Raw genomic sequence first — 17,444 nt, forward strand, 5'->3', positions numbered from 1 at the left:
GGCCGCACGCCAGCGGTTGTCGCGCCCGGGTTTTGCCGGCGCGTGCCGAACCTGGCGTACGACACGCCGATCGCGGCGTCCGACGGTTTGCGCACGGCCGACGACATGCCGTCGGCGTTGCGCTTGCGCGGGACCCGGTAAGGGCCGGCTTCGTCTTGCCTCGGGCTGGCTGGCGCGGCGATGCAGGGTTCAAGACGCTGTCGCGGGTGCCGATACGCAAGAGGCCGGCACGCTTGGGGGAGCGCGAAAGCTCCCCCTGACCCTTTCAGGAACGGAGTCCAAAAAAATGAACACAGCCATTGCATGGCCGGAGGTTTTTCTCGGGGCGTTCGATGCGATCAGCGAGCGCATGGCGCAGGTGCTGGAGCTGAGCGATTGCCGGGAGCACTGGATTCAGGCCGAGCTCAGCCTGTATGCCTGGCAGCAGGGTTATCCGGATATCTGGACCAGCGGTAAGGCCGGAGGACGTACGAAAGTCGACCTGTACACGGAAGATCTCGACATGGCGGCCGAGGTGAAATGCCTGGGGGATGTGTCTTTTGCCAGGTGCTTGATGGGCAAGGGGATGGGTGAGACCCGATCCGTTCTTCGAGAGGATGGGGATGGGCGGCTCTGGTTTCCTCAAGTCGATCCGGGTGAGTCTCTGGTCTGGTCGGTGTTTGCGGATCTGCATCGGTTGCGACGGATGGAGGGGGTTCGGAATAAGTTTCTGGTTCTGGTGATTGCCAAGGATTATGTGGCGGAGACGCAGATGGGGGAGACGCTGCGGCGGCTTCGTTTGTCGCAAGAGGAGTGGTCGTTGGAGTTGAAGAATGCCACGGTGCGGATTTGGCGGATCGAGTAATTCGGGCTGGCTGCCGTAGGAGCGAGGCTTGCCCGCGATGGCGTCCGTTCTGGCGCTGCATTTTTTGGACGGGGTACATATCCGTTTCTGCGGTAACGGCCACGCGCGCCTGTCCCCTGATGAACACCTCCACTCGGCCTCCCGATGGGGCGGGTAGATCAAGATCAAAAGCCGGGCGCGACCTACCGGTCGGCGCTAAATTTTGTAGCCGCTGCCGAGCCTGCGAGGCTGCGATCGACCCCGAAGGGGGCGCAGGGATTTTGAAACCGCTGGAGGACCTTCGGTCCTATCGCAGCCTCGCGGGCTCGGCAGCGGCTACAGACCGGTTATATCGGCGCTTTTTGTAGGAGCGAGCTTGCTCGCGATCAGGTCCTTCGGCTGACAGGTTTGTCGTGTAAGACGCTGTCTGAAAGTGAGGCTCTTCGCTTTATCTTGTAAGGCTTTTCCGAGAAACTCCGGGGCGCTTGCGTCTGGGAAGGGCGCTGTCTAGCCTCGGGTTTGTCACCGGTTTTTCGGTGATCGGGTTTAGCAGCTCGAGGAAAATCCAGACGTACAAGCTCCCTATCTAACTCGTTGGCATTTCTTGTTGACTTGTTTGTTATGGCAGCTGTGCGCGGGGCACCCTTGGGTGCGCTGGGTCTCTGGAGTCCTGGTCTGCTAACCCGCGTATAGCTGCCACCCTATTTTCGTTTAGCAGCGACGGGTGATGGCTCCACTACTCCGGAGTTACGCCATGAAAAAGCTCGTCCCCGATCCGCCCGTTTCCCTTCCGTGCTCACGTAGAAATCCTGAGCATGATCGTGCCAACGAAAGCATTCTTCAGGCGCTGTGCCGGCATCGTGGTGATGGTTCGCCGATGGATGCGCTCAAGCCAACCGTGGGCACTGTCGTTGGCCAGGATTCGTTGTTTTGTGTACGTGAAGGCATCAGCGCCGAGGAGGCGTTGCTTCACGTTTCGATCCTGCTCAAGGCGGCCGAAGAGGTGTCCGATGAGATCACCGAGCGGGCCAGCGGTGTGGAGCGTGGCCTGATCTGGTCGTTGATCCATAACGTGGAGATGGCACGGGGTGTGGTGGATGCGCTGCTCGACGGCGGCCGCCGGCCCACGCAAGCCTGAACCCGGACCCCGAACCCCGAACCCCGAACCTTGGAACCTTGGAACCTGGAACCCGAACCCTGTAGCCGCTGCCGAGCCCGCGAGGCTGCGATCGGCCTGGGCGGCATTCCGACGAAGCGGACGCAAAGGTCCTGAGACCGCCGAAGGCCTTTGGCCTTATCGCAGCCTGCGGCAGCAGCTACAGGGATTGGGGAAGGTGGGCGGCCTATCGCGAGCGAGGTTGCTCGCGATAGGGCCTTGAGGGTCAGACGCGGAAGTGGCTGACCATCATTTGCAGCTGGTTGCCCAGGCGTGCCAGTTCGACGCTGGAGGCGGCGGTTTCATCGCTGGCGGCGGCGGTCTGTTCCGAGACGTCGCGCACGTTGATGATGCTGCGGCTGATTTCCTCGGCCACGGCGCTCTGCTGTTCGGCAGCGGCGGCGATCTGCTGGTTCATCGACTGGATGTTCGACACCGTGCGGGTGATGTTCTCCAGGGAGACGCCGGCCTTGCGGGTCAGGTCGACGCTGCTGTCGGTCAGGCTGCGGCTGTTGTTCATCACGTTGGCCACTTGCTGGGTGCCGTTCTGCAGGCCGGCCACCAGGCCTTCGATTTCCTCGGTGGATTTCTGCGTGCGTTGCGCCAGGGCGCGGACTTCGTCGGCGACCACGGCGAAACCGCGGCCGGCTTCACCGGCGCGGGCGGCTTCGATGGCGGCGTTCAGCGCCAGCAGGTTGGTCTGTTCGGCCACGGCCTTGATCACGTCCATGACGCTGCCGATCTTCTGGCTTTCCTGTTGCAGCACGCTCATGGCGTCGGTGGAACGCACCACTTCGCTGGCCAGGCGTTCGATCTGGGCGATGGCTTCGGCTACCACCTTGTCGCCTTCGCGGGCTTCGCCGTCGGCGGCGGCCGCGGCTTGCGAGGCTTCTTCGGCGTTGCGCGCGACTTCCTGCACGGTGGCGGTCATCTCGTGCATGGCGGTGGCCACCTGGTCGGTCTCGACCTTCTGGCTGTTGACCCCGGCGCTGGTTTCCTCGGTCACCGCCGACAGTTCCTCGGCGGCGCTGGCGATCTGGGTCACGCCGTCGCGGATGCCACCGATCAGTTCGCGCAGGGTCACGCCCATGCGGCCGATGCCTTGTTGCAGCACGCCGAGTTCGTCGCGGCGGGTGACGCGCACGTCCTGGGTCAGGTCGCCGGACGCGATGCGCTCGACCACGGTCATGGTTTCACGCAGTGGACGGGTGATCTGGCGGGTGATGATCACCGCGGCCAGGATGCCCACCAGCAGCGCCAGCAGGGTGCTGATCAGTTGCAGGCTGCGGGCCTGGACGCTTTCTTCGTCGCGGCGGTCGAGCTGGAACTGGTACAGCTCTTCGCTCTGGCTGACGATCAGGGCGCCCTGTTCGGTCATTTCCTTGCGCGCCTGGCCGGCTTCGCTGACCGCGGCCTTGAAGGTCAGCAGGGAGGTGCGGTAGTCATCCAGCGCGGTTTTCAACTGGCGCAGGGCATCGCCCTGGGTGCTGCTGAAATGGCTGTCCAGGCCACCCAGCGCGGCAATCGCCGCGTTGATCTGGGCGGCGGCATTGCGTTCGGCGTCCGCGGTGCTGTTGTAGATGTATTCACGGACTTCGAAGCGCGCCAGCAGGAACTCCTCACGGGCCTTGGTGATGGCCTGGAACTGTTCGAAGCGCTGGTCGCTCAGGGGCATTTGCTGAACGCGCGTGGTGATGCTGTTGATCAGGTTGCGCGCCGTTTCCGAGTTGCCGTTCATCACCGCGCGGGCAGCATTGGCGTTGCGGTAGGCGTTGCGCATCTTGTTCAGGGACGCCTGGTAGGCGCTGATGGTGGTGCCCTGTTCCTTGAGCAGCTTGATGTTGGCCGGGTTCTTGAAGCTGTTCTGCAGCTTCTGTTGCTGGGCCGAGAAGTCGTCCAGGGAGGCCTGCACATTCTGCGCGGCGGTTTCGTCGCCGTTGGTCAGCATGTATTGCAGGCGGGTCACGCGCAGCTTGGTCAGCCCGGCGTTCAGTTGGGTGATGTCGCTCATCCAGTTGCTGCGGTCGATCAGACCGCCCAGGCTGGTCCAGCCCGTGATGGCGAGGATGGTAGTCAGGGCCAGGACCAGGCCGAAGCCCAGGCCTAACTTGAGGTTGACGCTGATGTTGCCGAACCAGCTATTCATGCAATTCCTCCAGGAACGTTGTGCTGCTTGATCATGTATCGCTGGAAGATTGTTGTTATTGGTGGCCAGCAAGGATTTGTTCGCAGGTGTGTATCGGCGGCAAGGGCAATAGCTGAAACGATTTCGTCGCATTAGTTTTTTGCACCATTTTGGGGCTTTCCAAGGGCCTGATTTCGCTCCAGAAACCGCCTGGCCGATTGAGCTTTTTTTCACATCCGTTTCACTGGGCGGCCACGCCTCGCTGCCTAAAGTCCGACCCTCGATCGGGTGCCACGCACTCGATTTGTCATGAGCGGCGGTTAGCGTCTGCTGCGCTGCTCAACTCAATGTCTGGTGGTCATATAGGGGCGGCTCGCACGTGGCGTCAGGACTCAGTCTTCCGGTGGCAAAGCCCGCGCTCGTCGCGAGCCGTTTTGCCCGTTATCGCAATAGCCTGGTGATTGCCCTGGTGGCCTTGCTGGTGCTGCCGCTGGTGTTCTTTCTGCTCAAGCCCGCGGCGGTGCCGGACCTGGCCCACGGCAACCTGGCCGGCGCCAGGGCCTTGAGCGCCGGCTGGGCCAAGGGCCAGATGATTGTGCTGATTCGTCATGTGGAGCGTTGCGACCATTCCAGGGCCGCCTGCCTGAACGTGCCCGACGGCATCACCGACCGTGCCCGTGACGTGGCGGTGGGGGTCGGCGCGCAGTTCGAGCACCTGGGGCTGGACAAGGCCGACATTTACCACAGCCCGCTGACCCGCGCGGTACAGACCTCGGGTTATATGTTCAGCAAGGCCGGCAGTGGCGAAGACTGGCTGTTCGACTGCAAACGCAGCATGTTGCGCGATGCCCTGGCGCACAAGGTGGCCGGGCGCAACCTGGTGCTGGTGACCCACAGCGAATGCATGGCCGCGCTGGAGAAGGCGCTGAAGCTGCCGTCTTCGACCCTGGGCTACGGCGCCTCGTTGTTCGTCTCCACCGATACCCTCGACGGGCGTCCGCACATGCTCGGCTTCATCGAAGCCAGCGACTGGCGTTCCATCGCCTTCAACCGCCCCTGACCGTCCCTTGTCCGAGACTCTGACTATGCCGGCGTTTTCCCGTCCCCGCTTTACGGCCTGGAGCTTTTATAAATGGAACCTCGGCCTGCCGCTGCTGTGCGCGGCGCTGGTGTTCCTGATGTTCGACATGACCCGGATCGACATCGCCTTCAGCGACCTGTTCTTCGATCCGCTGAGCCAGACCTTCCCGCTGGATCACTCCCATCTGTTCGAGAAGATCACCCACAAGTGGGCGCGGATCATCCCCAACTGGACCGGCGAGCTGGCGTTGATCGGGCTGCTGCTGTCGTTTGTCTGGCCGCTGTTCAAGGGCGCAAGGTTCGGCCGCGGCAAGGCCCTGCTGGAGAAGCTCCGCGTGGCGCCAGTATTGCGTTTTACCGCGCGCCATCGCCGGGACCTGCTGTTCGTGGTGGTGGCCTTCGCCCTCTGCACTGGGGCGATTCACTACCTCAAGGGCCACACCAGCGTGTACTGCCCGGTGGAAACCACCCAGTACGCCGGCAAGATCGAGCACAAGGAGTGGTATGAGAACTTCGAGCTGTTGAAGACCGCCGGTGACGGCCGCTGCTGGCCGGGCGGCCATGCCTCGGGCGGTTTCACCATGCTGGCGCTGTACTTCGTGGCCCGGCGTTATCGCTGGCGCCACGCCAAGACGCTGCTGTACGGCTCGCTGCTGCTGGGTTTCGTCTATGGCACCACCCGGGTGCTGCAGGGCTGGCATTACATGTCCCATACCTTCTGGGCGGGAATCGTGGTGTGGCTCACCTGCCTGCTGACGGCGCTGCTGTTTTATGGCCGCGCGCGCCTGGAGCAGCCGGTGCTGGCGCACAGTGAGCCGGGGGCCGGGCAGTCCGCGGCGCCGATCGCGGCGGCGGACCGATAACGGTGCTTCAGTAGCTGACTGAATCGTCAGTGCCAGGCGCCTGGCGGGAGAGGGCCCCGGCGCAATTTTTGGCGCTTGCCGATGTTTTTTGGGTGACCAGAACTGTTAGGGTGCGCGCCCCGGAGAAAAGAGTTCCCGGGTTCCTGGTTTATGGAGTCATGCATGAAACACTTGAGCAAAATCGTCGCCTCTGCGCTGGTTGTCCTGGCCCTGGCTGGCTGCACCGGCACCGCGATGAAAACTCAGCAACTGGATAGTAGCCAGTACACCGTGGTCGGTCACAGCGAAGCAACGGCTACCGGCATCATGCTGTTCGGGGTCATCCCGATCCGGCAGAACAACCGCTTCGTCCGCGCCCAGACCGCGGCCATCCAGGCCAAGGGCGGTGACGCAATGATCAACACCCAGATCCAGGAAAACTGGTTCTGGGCCTGGGTATTGAGCGGTTACACCACCAAGGTCTCCGGCGATGTGGTCAAGCTGAAAACCGTTCAGTGAGCCATGCCGGCGCCGGTGCGAAAGCCTGGCGACGAGATAAAAAAAGGCACCCATGAGGGTGCCTTTTTTATGGGCGCTCACTGTGCCGGTCAGTGGCCGACAAAGTAGTAGGCCTGGCGACTGACCGTGACCTTCTTCAGTACCTTGAGCGGTGGCTTGGGGTCTTCCTGCAGGGCCATGACCGCCACGTTGTTCGGCGAGGTGCCGAGAAATTCATTCAGCTGGGCCTCGGTCTGCACGTCCTTGAGCAGGCTCTGGGTGTAGAACACGCTGGCGCCGGCCGCGCGTTCGTTGGCCTGATACAGCGCCACCTGTTTCCCGGCGGCCTGTAGCGTCTGGATCTCGCTGATCAGCGGCACAAAGGACAGCTGGCGATCGGCGCGTGGCGCGGCCCACTGCGCGGCCACCAGGTAACTGCACACCACCAGCGTCAGCACGCCTATGGCCAGGCCGCGGCGCCGACGCCCCACGACGCTCCAGAACCCATCGCCCGCGGCGCGCTGGCGCAGGCGTTCGTACAGCACTGCCGCGTATTCGGCCGCCAGCACCGCCGCGGCCGGGGTCAGCGACATCAGGTACACGGTGCGCTTGCTCGACGCCAGGCACAGCAGGGTGAACTGGGCCACGAGCCACAGGCTGAAAAACAGCAGGTAGCGGTTTTTCACCAGGCTTTTGCGAAAGTGCCACAGGCCCAGGTAGACCAGGATGTTCCACGGCAGGAAGGCTTGCGGCAGCTTGGCCAGGTAGTAATAGAAGGGCTCGTAGTGCCCGGCCTCGACAAAGGAGCCATCGAAGCGCCCGACGCTGTTGGTCCACAGCACTTCGCCCAGGGCTTGCAGGCCCCCGCGCTGGTACAGGAAATACAGCCAGATCAGCAGCGGCACCAGGCCGAGCAGGGTCAGCAGGGCGGGTTTGAGCCAGTGGCCGAGGGCGAAGCGCTTTTCGATCAGGCTGTCGGCCAGCAGCCAGGCGAAGATCACCACGCCCGGCATCGCCAGGCCCAGCACGCCCTTGCTCAGGGTGGCGATGGCGATGCCGAGGGCGAACAGCAGCCAGCCCAGGGGGGCCGGCTGGCGTTCGGCCTGGCGCCGTTGCGTCTGGAAAAACGCCAGCAGCGCCAGGGTCACGCCGAGGCTGAGCAGGGCGTCTTCACCGACCCCGCGCACATTGCCCCAGTAACTGGCCATGGTCGCCAGCATGGCGCCGGCCACCCAGGCCACCGCTGGCGGGCGGCCGAAGCGGCGCAGCATGGCGTACAGCAGCATCACGCTGAACAGCCCGGCGAAGGCCGAGGCCAGGCGCACCGCCCACGGCGTGCCACCGAATACGCGGATGGCGCTGGCATCGAGCCACAGGCTCAGCGGCGGTTTTTCCAGGAAGGGCTGGCCGAACAGGCGCGGCGTCACCCAGTCATCGTCCAGGTGCATCTGCATGGCGATCCCGGCGACCCGGGCTTCGGTGGAGCCCTGCAACTGGTGGTTGCCCAGGGCGAAGAAGAACAGCAGGGCGGCAAGCAGAAGCAACAGCGGTGCGGGTCGCGACATGAGGGGACTGCCGAAGAGGTTGCGCCGGGGAGGATCAGGCGCTCCGAGTATACGGAGGTGATTCTTAACAAATCGTGAACGAGGGAGGATTGGGTAACAGCAGGCTCCTGCCTGTTTTCCTTGTTGAACGGGGTGCACCGCATGGGGTTGAACGACCGCAAGCAGGTTGTGGCAATCGTCACTACGCTGGGAGGTGCGCCCTGCGGGTGATTGATCTTTGAAAACGCCCTGGGCGTCTTTCTTTCCTGCGGCTGAACAGGTGCCTTGAACATGCGCAAACTATGGCGAAAGTATCTGGATCTGCTGGACGGTGACCTGAACACGCGGGTCTTCGACAACGTCAAGAACCTGCTGGTCTGCGCCTTGCTGTTCGCCGCCGGGACCAATGCGCTGCACAGCGACCACCACCTGTTCCTGGGCCTGTTCGGCTCCGGCCTGACCGGATGGGGGTTGATCGGGGTGTCGGCGCTGCTGATGCTGCTCAATGTCAGCGACGGCCTGCGCCGGCTGGCCAGGCTGCCCTATCACCGGCTGCTGCAGGTCGCGCTGTTCCTGGTGTACCTGGTATTGGCGGTGCGGGTGGTGGAGATCGTCTGGAACTTCCGGGCCGAGTAGCGCCAGTCACACCAGGGCGTCGTTGACCCGCGCGGTGAGCACATGATCCTGCCAGCGCCCGGCGATTTGCAGGTAGGCCCTGGCATAACCTTCGCGCTCGAACCCCAGGCGTTCCAGCAATGCAGCACTGCGCTGGTTGTCGGGGATGTAGTTGGCCATGATCCGGTGCAGCTTCAACTCGTCGAACATATGGCCGATGGCGGTCTGCAGCGCCTCGTGCATCAAGCCCCGGCCCTGACGGGCGGCGGCAAGGGAATAACCCAGGTAACAGGCCTGGAACGCCCCGCGCATGATCCCGGTGAAATTGCACGTGCCGATCATCTGGCCGCTGGCCTTTTCCAGCAGGGCGAAATGCACGGCATTGCCAAAACCATAGGCGACCGCCTGCTGTTCCAGGCGCAGGCGTACCTGTTCGGGGTTGTAGTAGTGGGCAGGTCGTAACGGCGACCAGGGCGCCAGGTGCTGCTGGTTGTCCAGGTGGTAGGCGCTTTCGAGTTCGGCCTGGGCCGGGGCCAGCACCACCAGGTCGAGGCGGGCGCTGTGGAGTTCAAGGAGGGCCATGGATGCATCTCGAATAAGGAGGACAAAGGCTTGCCGGGGTGTCATCGCGACAACACACACAAACTCTACAAAAAACGCGTGTCGACCACCCCGGAAATACCCTATACAGAGAGCGGCCCGCAATCGTCCATGGCGTTCGCGGGCGCCCGTACCACCCACCACGCAGGAGATGGACATGTTCAGGTTCCTTACGGTCACTGAATTAGAGCAAACCCCTCGGCATCGTCATGGCGGCTCCGTCAGCGGAGCCATTGCTGCCTGGGAGCTGAAAAATCTGGCTCTCAATACCAAGGGGTTTGTCATATGTCCAAAGAATTACTCGGAGTTTCTGCTGTAGGGCTGATGGTGCTGGGTGAGTTCTGCGCGATCTACAGCGAAGTGGTTGCCGCCCGCCTGGCGCATACGGGCAACACGTCATGGCCGGACCTGGCGTTGCCTGTACTGATCATGTGTTTCGCCGGTATCTGCCTGATTGGCGCCTATTGGCTGGGCTATTTGGCGGTTGGCGATATCTGGATGATCACGGTGGTGTCGGTGACCTCGCTGTTGCTGCTCGAACCGCTGGTGATCTGGTCGGTGTTCCGTGAGGTGCCGGGGCGCGGCACGCTGATCGGCTGTTGCTTGGGCGCGCTGGGCATGCTCTCGGCGGTCTTTCTGTAACTCGCGCAATGACTCGAATACGGCCTGGCGGTGATCCCGCCGGGCCGTTTTTTTGTCCGCGATTGGCTGCTCGCAAGTGTTAAGTGGCCGCTTCGGTTTGCGCATCGAAGGCCGCCATGGCCATGGGAATCATCGCCAATAGGCGCGACCTGCCGATGCCATCCCGGGCCTGCACCGACAGCCCATGCAGCACCGTGGCATAGCAGTCCCCGAGGGACATCACGTCGGTGCGCTTGGGCAGCTCGCCAGCGCGCACGGCCTGCTCCAGGCGCTCGATGATAGAGCGGGTCCTGTCGCGACGGTGTTCGGCCAGCCATTCTCTGATGCCGTCGTTGTCCGCCGAGCAATTGGTGGCGGAGGACACCACCATGCAGCCCAGGGGCCGGTCGGGCTGGGTATAGAGTTCGACGGCTTCCCTGAGCATGCGTTCGATGGCATCGCGGGCACTGATGTCGTCGCCCAGGGCCGCGTCGGCAAAGGCACCGTCGCCCGACTCGTAGACTTCTATGGCTTCGCGAAACAACGCTTCCTTGGAGCCAAAGGCCGCATAGATGCGCGCCGAGGCAATGCCCAGTGCGTCCACCAGATCGGACATGGAAGTGGCCTCGAAGCCGCGCTGCCAGAACACATCACGCGCCTTGTACAGGGCCTGCTTTCGGTCGAATTCGCGGGGTCTGCCAGCCATGTCCAGTTCTCGATGCAAAGGGAGTGCTGCCAATTATTGGTCGATCGACAAAAAAATCAAGCCATCGTATTGACGGGGTGTCGAGGGCAGCCCTATTGTTTGTCGAACGACAAACAATAGGGCGTTAACCATGAAAACCCTCAAGGGACCGAGCCTGCACCTGGCTCAATTCAGTGATGCGGCACCGCCATTCAATACCCTGCCCGCCATTGCCGCATGGGCGGCGGGGCTGGGGTTCAAGGCGCTTCAAGTACCGGCCTGGGACGAGCGGTTGTTCGATGTCCGCCTGGCGGCCAGCAGCCAGGATTATTGCGATGAGGTCAGCGGCACCCTGGCCGAACACGGGCTGGTGATCAGCGAACTGACCACCCACCTGTTCGGCCAGTTGGTGGCCGTGCATCCCGCCTACGACAGCCTGTGCGATGGCTTCGCCCCGGCGGCTCTGCGGGGCGACAGTGACGCCAGGACCCAGTGGGCCCTCGAACAGCTGAAACTGTCCGCCAAGGCTTCGCGCCGGTTGGGGCTCAGCGATATGGGGAGCTTTTCCGGCTCGTTCGCCTGGCCCTATTTCTTTCCCTTTCCACAACGCCCGGAAGGCTTGGTCGACTCGGCGTTCAATGAGCTGGCCAAGCGCTGGCTGCCGATTCTCGACGCCTGTGACGAGCAGGGGGTGAACCTGTGCTACGAGATCCACCCGGGCGAGGACTTGCATGACGGCGTGAGCTTCGAGATGTTCCTGGAGCGGGTCGGCAACCACCCGCGCTGCAAGATGCTCTTCGACCCCAGCCATTTCGTCCTGCAGCAACTCAATTACCTGGACTACCTGGATATCTACCACGAGTTCATTCGCATGTTTCATGTGAAGGACGCCGAGTTCAATCCCACCGGCCGCCAGGGCATTTACGGCGGTTATCAGCCCTGGGCCGAGCGGGCCGGGCGGTTCCGGTCGCTGGGCGACGGGCAGGTGGATTTCAAGGGGATCTTTTCCAAGCTGGCGCTTTATGACTATGCCGGCTGGGCGACCCTGGAATGGGAGTGCTGCCTGAAAGACCAGGAGCAGGGCGCGCGCGAAGGCGTGGCCTTTATCAATGAGCACATCATCCAGGTGACGGACAAAGTCTTCGACGACTTCGCCGGCGCGCCGCTGGACCAGGCCCAGATCAACCGACTGCTGGGCATTGCCCAGCCCTCCCATCAAGGACGCTGAGTATGGATCTTTTCGAGCAGCAGGCTTTTGCCGGGCGTGATTACCGCCATGGCTACGTACAGGTGGACGGCGGGCGCATTCACTATGTCAGTGAGGGCCAGGGCAAGCCTGTGCTGTTGATCCCCGGGTGGCCGCAGACCTGGTTCACCTGGCGCCATGTCATGCAGGCGCTGGCCGGGCAGGGTTACCGGGCGATCGCGGTCGACCTGCCCGGCATGGGCTTGTCCGATCGCCCCGAGCAGGGCTACGACACCGGCACCACGGCATCTCGTCTGCAGGCTTTGATGCTGGAACTGGGTTACAGCCAGTACTCGGTGGTGGGGCACGATGTCGGCATGTGGGTGGCCTACGCGCTGGCCTGCGACTATCCGCAGGCGGTGGAGAAACTGGCCCTGACGGAGGCGGTGATTCCCGGCCTGGCCGAGGCGCCGACGATCTTCGCGCCTGCGGGGCAGAACATCTTTCTCTGGCACTTCATGTTCAACCAGTTGCAGGACTTGCCGGAGATGCTGATCGCCGGGCGAGAGGCGCAGTACCTGGCCTACATGTTCGAAAAGTGGTCGGTGCATCAGGAGCGGGTCGCGGTCCAGACCTATGTCAAAGCCTACTCGGTGCCCGGTGGGCTGCGGGGCGGGTTCGCCTATTACCGGGCCATCCCCGAGAGCATCCGGCAGAACCGCGAGCGTGCCAGCCGCCCACTGGCAATGCCGGTCCTGGCGATTGGCGCCGAACATGCCACTAACGATGCGCCGTTGCTGACGATGAAGGGCAATGCCCTGAGACTTCAGGGGGCGATAGTGCCGGGGTGTGGTCACTTCATTACCGAGGAGGCGCCCGAGGCCTTTATTGCTCATCTGCTGCCATTTCTGCGGCAGGAGGACTGAGTACGCCAGGCTGAGCGATCAGGAGGGAGTGGGACGCCAGCCTGTCTTTGCGAGTAGGGCTGATGGACGGGCCGGGATTTTTTGCGGCCTGTTCAGGGATGGTTCAGGGCCTGCGGCTGCAACATGGCAGCCGGCATGCCCAAGCCTTCGGGCAACGCACCCTCTGACGGATCATCCATGGACCACCACCGCATTCGCATCGAGATGTTGGGCGTCTTTCTGCTCGCTTTGTTCCTGTTCACTTTCGGCATCTGGGACCAGCCAGCGCAAGGCTTCGACGGGCGCTGGTGGTTGTTCCTGCAGGAGATGTTCCGCCACGGCGCGAGCCTGTTCCCCACCACCTACGGCGAGCCTTACCCGGACTATCCGGGCACCGCCACCTTGTTCAGCTATGGCTTTGCCCAGCTGTTCGGCGCCCCTAACGAATTGGCCAATATCCTGCCCACGGCGCTGGCCTCGGCCGGGGTGCTGGCGTTGCTGTACCGCCTGCTGGCGCCGTTCGACCGCACCTGGGCGCTGCTGGCGGTGCTGCTCACGGCGCTGACCACCCAGTGGCTGGAGAAGTCGCGCTCGGTATGCCTGGACCAGATGGTCTCGCTGCTGTGCCTGGGCTGTTTTTACCTGCTGCACAGCGGCGAGCAGCTGGGTTCCAAATGGCGCCAGTACGCGATTTTTCCGCTGTTCGTCATCGCCTTCGCTATCCGCGGCCCCTTGGGGCTGATCGAGGTCTGCGGCGTGGCCTGCACCTACTGGGCATTGAGTATTTGCCGGGCACCGGGTGACGGCTGGCGGTTGCTGAGCAAGGTACTCGCCCATGGGCTGATCGGCCTGATCCTGCTGGCTGCCTGCTGGTGGGCGTTGATGCAACTGGCGCAGTTCAGTGGCGGCGAAGCCTTCGCCCGACAGGTCTACCAGATGCAGGTCGGCGGGCGCCTCGATGAAAGCGGCGAGCCGCTGTATTTCTACTTTCAGCTCAGCCTCTACCGGTACTTCCCGGTGGTGCCGCTGGCGCTGGCGACGCTGTTCGTGCTGCGTCGGCAATGGTCCATGCGGCACACGGACGACAAGCTGCAACTGCTGGCATGCCTGGGCGCCTGTGGATTGATGATCCTGCTCGGCTTGTCGGTGCCGCACTTCAAGCGTGCCTATTACATCCTGCCCATGGTGCCGATGTTCGCGGCGGTCGCGGCTTACGGCCTGCTCCATCCGCAGCGCTGGCTGCTCAGGGTGCGCTGGTTTTATCTCGGCCTGGTGGTGCTGTTGCCGGGCTTGTGCGCCGTGGTGCTGCTGGTCTGTCGGCACAGTTGGCAGAAACACAGTTATTGGCCGGCGCTGTCATTGCCGCTGATGATGGCGGTGTTTTTCGGCCTGCAGGTGCTGGCGCTGCATGGCTGGCAAACCACTCGCAATGCGCCCGGGCGGCGCCTGGTGCTGCTCAGCCTGTTGGCCCTGGCGGCGCAGTGGTGGCTGCTGGTGAAGGTGATCGAGCCGGCCAAGGACCTGCAATTCGCCACCCGGGGTTTTGTCGGGCAGGTCGAGCAACTGCGTGGGGAGGACCGCGGCACCCTGGTGTTTCTCAACCTGGGCAAAGACACCTGGGCGGTGCGCTACATGATGAACCTGGACCACGATGAGCAGCCGCGGTTTATCGGCAAGGACGATCTGTCGCCGCTGGCGTCGTTGCCGCGTCCGGCCTGGGTGATCCTGGCGCGCAAGGATCGGGCATTGTTGACGGGAACTGCGCTGGAACAGGCGACCCCGGTGTTCGAGGGGCGCTTGAATGACAATCCCTGCCTGGTGTTCGAGCTGAAGTGAAGGCCAGGCAGCCCCAGGGCGGTGCTGCCTGAGGGCGGATTATTTATCCGACTTGATGCTGGTCCAGACCCGAGTCCGCACGCGCTCCAGCTTTTGCGGCAGCGGCTGCACCACATAGAGCTTCTTCAGGGCTTCGGGGGTTGGCGTCAGGTCGGTATTGCCGGTGATCTCCTTGTTGATCAGGGCAATCGAATCCTTGTTGGCGTTGGGGTAACCGAGGAAATCACTGATGGGCGCGATGACTTTCGGGTCCAGCAGGGTGTTGAGGAACTCATGGGCCTCGGCGACATTCTTCGCGCTCTTGGGAATGGCGAAAGTGTCGAACCAGATCGGCGCGCCTTCCTTGGGCAGGCGCCAGTCCACCACCACGCCGTTGCCGGCCTCTTTGGCGCGATTGCCGAACTGGTAGAAGCTGCCGGAGTAGCCGATGGCCACACAGATGTCGCCGTTGGCGATATCGGTCATGTATTTGGCCGAGTTGAAGTAGGTGACGTAGGGGCGGATCTTCAGCATCAGATCCTTGGCTTTTTCATAGTCCTGCGGGTTCTGGCTGTTGGGGTCCAGCCCCAGGTAATGCAGGGCCAGTGGCAGGATTTCCGACGGCGAGTCGAGCATGGCCACGCCGCAGGACTTGAGCTTCTCCATGTACTCTGGCTTGAACACCAGGTCCCAGCTGTCCACCGGCGCGTTGTCGCCCAGCGCGGCCTTGACCTTGGCCTTGTTGAAGCCGATCAGCACCGTGCCGTACATGTAGGGCACGCCGTACTGGTTGCCCGGGTCGTTGCTGTCCAGCAGCTTGAGCAGCTCGGGGTCCTGATGCTTCCAGTTGGGCAGCTTGGACTTGTCGAGCTTCTGGAACACCCCGGCCTTGATCTGGGTGTCGAGGAACTGGTTCGACGGCACCACCAGGTCGTAGCCCGAGTTGCCGGTCAGCAGCTTGGCTTCGAGGGATTCGTTGGTGTCGAAGGTGTCCCAGGTGACCTTGATGCCGCTGTTCTTGGCGAAGTCCTTGGGCACCGACGGCAGGATGTAGTCGGCCCAGTTGTACACCCGCAGCTCGCGCTGCTCGGCCTGTGCCGCGCCGGCCAGCAGCGACAGCCCACAAACGGTGGCACTCAGTATGCGTTTCATAGTGGCCATGAATGGTTTCCCCAGCGTGGCGATGGTTTTTATGTTCTGTACGCGGCAGGCGGTCCTTGAAAGGCAAAGGACAAAGAGGGTCAAGGTTCACAAGGGCGGTTGTGGTGACAGCGTAGGTCACTCGAGTCGGTGGTCCGGGTTCGATTCTTGCCGAGGGTGCTTGTGATTCACAGCACGGGGTTGGCCAAAAGGGGATCGGGATGGCCATTGATCAGTGTCCGGACGAGCGGGATGCAATGCGGTTAAAGATAAGCGGCGCCACGACGATTATCTTGGAGAGAACAATACGGACTTTGTTTTTCAGGTGAAAAACAGCATGCCTGTGCATGTCGTTTATATCGCTTGAAGAAAATTGGATCCAACTAGCGCTACGGGTTTTTCTGGTTTTTTCCATAAGGAAATACCTGTGTGAGATTTTTGTTCGATTCTGCTTCCGGTATCAGGATTCGGCGTAGAGTGGCAGCGTCGGGAGCATCATGCACCACGATGAAGGGGAGGTTTTCAGGGAAGGTTAAAAGTATTGAAAGGAGCGTAGCGGTTACCTCGCCAAGTATTAAGCGCTGTCAAAAAACGTACTTTTAGCTTTTGCCGTTCTTGCATAAAAATCTGCAGTATCAGGAATAATAAAAATGAAAACAGCCAGTAGTTCGAGAGCGATCCAGTACACGTTAGTTGTGATAGTCGCAACTTTTGCAGGCCTGCTATATACCTTCATGGCCCTCAAGCAATCGGCGAGCGATGCTCGCGAGGTTAGCGAAAAACGTTATCGGTCCTACCTATTGGCCGATGAAATGCGTCAGAGCTCCGATGACCTGACACGCCTGGGGCGTACTTATGTGGTAACGGCGAACCCGGAATACGAGCGCGAATATCTGAAGATCCTGGACATTCGCAATGGCAAGGCACCACGTCCGAAAGACTATCACCGCATCTACTGGGACTTTGTCGCCGCGGGCAATACCCAGCCTCGCCCTGATGGAGAAACGGTGGCGTTGCAAACGTTGATGAAGCAAGAAGGGTTCACCGAGGAAGAGTTCGCCAAGCTCCAGGAGGCACAGAACAATTCCGACAGCCTGGTACAACTTGAAGTCAAGGCGATGAACGCGGTCAAGGGCAAGTTCGCCGATGCCCAGGGCAATTACACAGTGGCCGGCGAACCCGATCTCGCCCTGGCCCGCACGCTGGTGCACAGCCCGCAATACCATGCCTTCAAGGCACAGATCATGAAACCGGTGGACGACTTTTTCGGGTTGATGGAAAGTCGGACCCTGGCCGAAGTGACCCGGGCGAACCATGCATTGGATGTTGCGCAGAACCTGTTCGTGGCGGTCTTGCTGATGCTGATCGGGGAGGTCGGCCTGCTGATCTACCTGGGGCGCAGGCAGATCCTGGAGCAACTGGGAGGCGCTCCCACCGAGCTCGATCGGGTGTTGAACGAGATCGCGGCCGGCAATCTGGGGGTGTCGATTCCCGATGCGCCACAAAAAAGCGCCCTGGGTAGCGTGCGAGTGATGACCGATAAACTGCGAGGGCTGATCGGCGCGGCGACCGGAACCAGCGAGCAGTTGCGTGTCGCGGTCGCCCAGGTGGCCCAGGTGGTGGAAGACACCGCGGCCCGGGCCACTCAACAACACGAGATGACCGACCTGGTGGCCACGGCGGTCCATGAAATGGGCCTGACTGTCCAGGAAATTGCCCGCAATGCCAACGGGGCGGCCCAGGCGTCGCATGCGGCGCGGCAGGAAGCGCACCAGGCCAGCGGCATCGTCGGCGAATCCACCGCGCATA

Annotated in this window: 15 protein-coding genes and 2 pseudogenes; 11 read left to right on the forward strand and 6 right to left on the reverse strand. The window is 62.3% G+C overall.

Annotation, left to right across the window (positions count from 1 at the left end; genetic code table 11):
• Positions 1 to 36: 36 nt before the first annotated feature.
• The 3 genes and pseudogenes from AC07PQ_RS08755 to AC07PQ_RS08765 form a co-directional block, all read left to right on the forward strand.
• Positions 37 to 105 (forward strand): annotated as a pseudogene (locus tag AC07PQ_RS08755) (hypothetical protein); the annotation flags it as partial.
• A 181-nt stretch (positions 106 to 286) separates the two neighbouring features.
• The gene (locus AC07PQ_RS08760; protein WP_493185353.1) at positions 287 to 844 is read left to right on the forward strand and encodes a hypothetical protein; all 558 of its coding nucleotides are present in this window, start codon (positions 287 to 289) and stop codon (positions 842 to 844) included.
• 733 nt (positions 845 to 1,577) lie between these two features.
• Positions 1,578 to 1,961, forward strand: a complete 384-nt coding sequence (locus AC07PQ_RS08765) for a hypothetical protein (protein WP_493185354.1) — start codon at positions 1,578 to 1,580, stop codon at positions 1,959 to 1,961.
• Between the two features lie 244 nt (positions 1,962 to 2,205).
• Here the strand turns inward: AC07PQ_RS08765 and AC07PQ_RS08770 are convergent, their stop codons facing one another.
• A complete protein-coding gene (locus AC07PQ_RS08770; protein ID WP_370686826.1) occupies positions 2,206 to 3,069 on the reverse strand; it encodes a methyl-accepting chemotaxis protein in 864 nt (287 codons plus the stop codon).
• A 42-nt stretch (positions 3,070 to 3,111) separates the two neighbouring features.
• Positions 3,112 to 4,257 (reverse strand): annotated as a pseudogene (locus tag AC07PQ_RS08775) (methyl-accepting chemotaxis protein); the annotation flags it as partial.
• A 250-nt stretch (positions 4,258 to 4,507) separates the two neighbouring features.
• Here AC07PQ_RS08775 and pmrG point away from each other — a divergent pair.
• The 3 genes from pmrG (at position 4,508) to AC07PQ_RS08790 (ending at position 6,545) form a co-directional block, all read left to right on the forward strand.
• Positions 4,508 to 5,164: a lipopolysaccharide core heptose(II)-phosphate phosphatase PmrG gene (pmrG, locus tag AC07PQ_RS08780; RefSeq protein ID WP_493185355.1), complete on the forward strand. Its 657-nt coding sequence runs from the start codon at positions 4,508 to 4,510 to the stop codon at positions 5,162 to 5,164.
• A gap of 25 nt (positions 5,165 to 5,189) precedes the next feature.
• Entirely contained in the window at positions 5,190 to 6,047 is an 858-nt protein-coding gene (locus tag AC07PQ_RS08785) for a phosphatase PAP2 family protein (protein WP_493185555.1), read from the forward strand.
• A gap of 162 nt (positions 6,048 to 6,209) precedes the next feature.
• Positions 6,210 to 6,545 carry a hypothetical protein gene (locus tag AC07PQ_RS08790; protein WP_007920784.1) on the forward strand — a complete coding sequence of 112 codons (336 nt, stop codon included), beginning with the start codon at positions 6,210 to 6,212 and terminating at the stop codon, positions 6,543 to 6,545.
• A gap of 89 nt (positions 6,546 to 6,634) precedes the next feature.
• Here AC07PQ_RS08790 and AC07PQ_RS08795 read toward each other — a convergent pair whose 3' ends face one another.
• Positions 6,635 to 8,089 (reverse strand): ArnT family glycosyltransferase, encoded by a 1,455-nt coding sequence (locus AC07PQ_RS08795; protein WP_493185356.1) that lies wholly within the window; start codon positions 8,087 to 8,089, stop codon positions 6,635 to 6,637.
• Positions 8,090 to 8,359: 270 nt separating this feature from the next.
• Here AC07PQ_RS08795 and AC07PQ_RS08800 point away from each other — a divergent pair, with 270 nt between their 5' ends.
• Positions 8,360 to 8,704 (forward strand): hypothetical protein, encoded by a 345-nt coding sequence (locus tag AC07PQ_RS08800; RefSeq protein ID WP_007920795.1) that lies wholly within the window; start codon positions 8,360 to 8,362, stop codon positions 8,702 to 8,704.
• A 6-nt stretch (positions 8,705 to 8,710) separates the two neighbouring features.
• Here AC07PQ_RS08800 and AC07PQ_RS08805 read toward each other — a convergent pair whose 3' ends face one another.
• On the reverse strand, positions 8,711 to 9,265 hold the full coding sequence (locus tag AC07PQ_RS08805; protein WP_493185357.1) for a GNAT family N-acetyltransferase: 555 nt from the start codon (positions 9,263 to 9,265) through the stop codon (positions 8,711 to 8,713).
• A gap of 342 nt (positions 9,266 to 9,607) precedes the next feature.
• Here AC07PQ_RS08805 and AC07PQ_RS08810 point away from each other — a divergent pair, with 342 nt between their 5' ends.
• Entirely contained in the window at positions 9,608 to 9,925 is a 318-nt protein-coding gene (locus AC07PQ_RS08810; protein WP_053259584.1) for a hypothetical protein, read from the forward strand.
• Positions 9,926 to 10,004: 79 nt separating this feature from the next.
• On the opposite strand, the gene AC07PQ_RS08815 is transcribed toward AC07PQ_RS08810, so the two are convergent.
• Complete coding sequence (locus AC07PQ_RS08815; RefSeq protein WP_007920808.1) at positions 10,005 to 10,610, reverse strand: TetR/AcrR family transcriptional regulator; 606 nt, start codon at positions 10,608 to 10,610, stop codon at positions 10,005 to 10,007.
• 130 nt (positions 10,611 to 10,740) lie between these two features.
• Here AC07PQ_RS08815 and AC07PQ_RS08820 point away from each other — a divergent pair, with 130 nt between their 5' ends.
• From AC07PQ_RS08820 to AC07PQ_RS08830, 3 genes are all read left to right on the forward strand, one after another.
• On the forward strand, positions 10,741 to 11,817 hold the full coding sequence (locus AC07PQ_RS08820) for a sugar phosphate isomerase/epimerase family protein (protein WP_493185358.1): 1,077 nt from the start codon (positions 10,741 to 10,743) through the stop codon (positions 11,815 to 11,817).
• A gap of 2 nt (positions 11,818 to 11,819) precedes the next feature.
• Entirely contained in the window at positions 11,820 to 12,701 is an 882-nt protein-coding gene (locus tag AC07PQ_RS08825; RefSeq protein WP_007920810.1) for an alpha/beta fold hydrolase, read from the forward strand.
• A 177-nt stretch (positions 12,702 to 12,878) separates the two neighbouring features.
• A complete protein-coding gene (locus tag AC07PQ_RS08830; protein ID WP_493185359.1) occupies positions 12,879 to 14,516 on the forward strand; it encodes an ArnT family glycosyltransferase in 1,638 nt (545 codons plus the stop codon).
• Positions 14,517 to 14,555: 39 nt separating this feature from the next.
• Here the strand turns inward: AC07PQ_RS08830 and AC07PQ_RS08835 are convergent, their stop codons facing one another.
• A complete protein-coding gene (locus AC07PQ_RS08835; protein ID WP_493185360.1) occupies positions 14,556 to 15,656 on the reverse strand; it encodes a polyamine ABC transporter substrate-binding protein in 1,101 nt (366 codons plus the stop codon).
• Positions 15,657 to 17,444: the final 1,788 nt, after the last annotated feature.

This window comes from Pseudomonas sp. GW821-FHT09E12 (genome assembly GCF_059416085.1).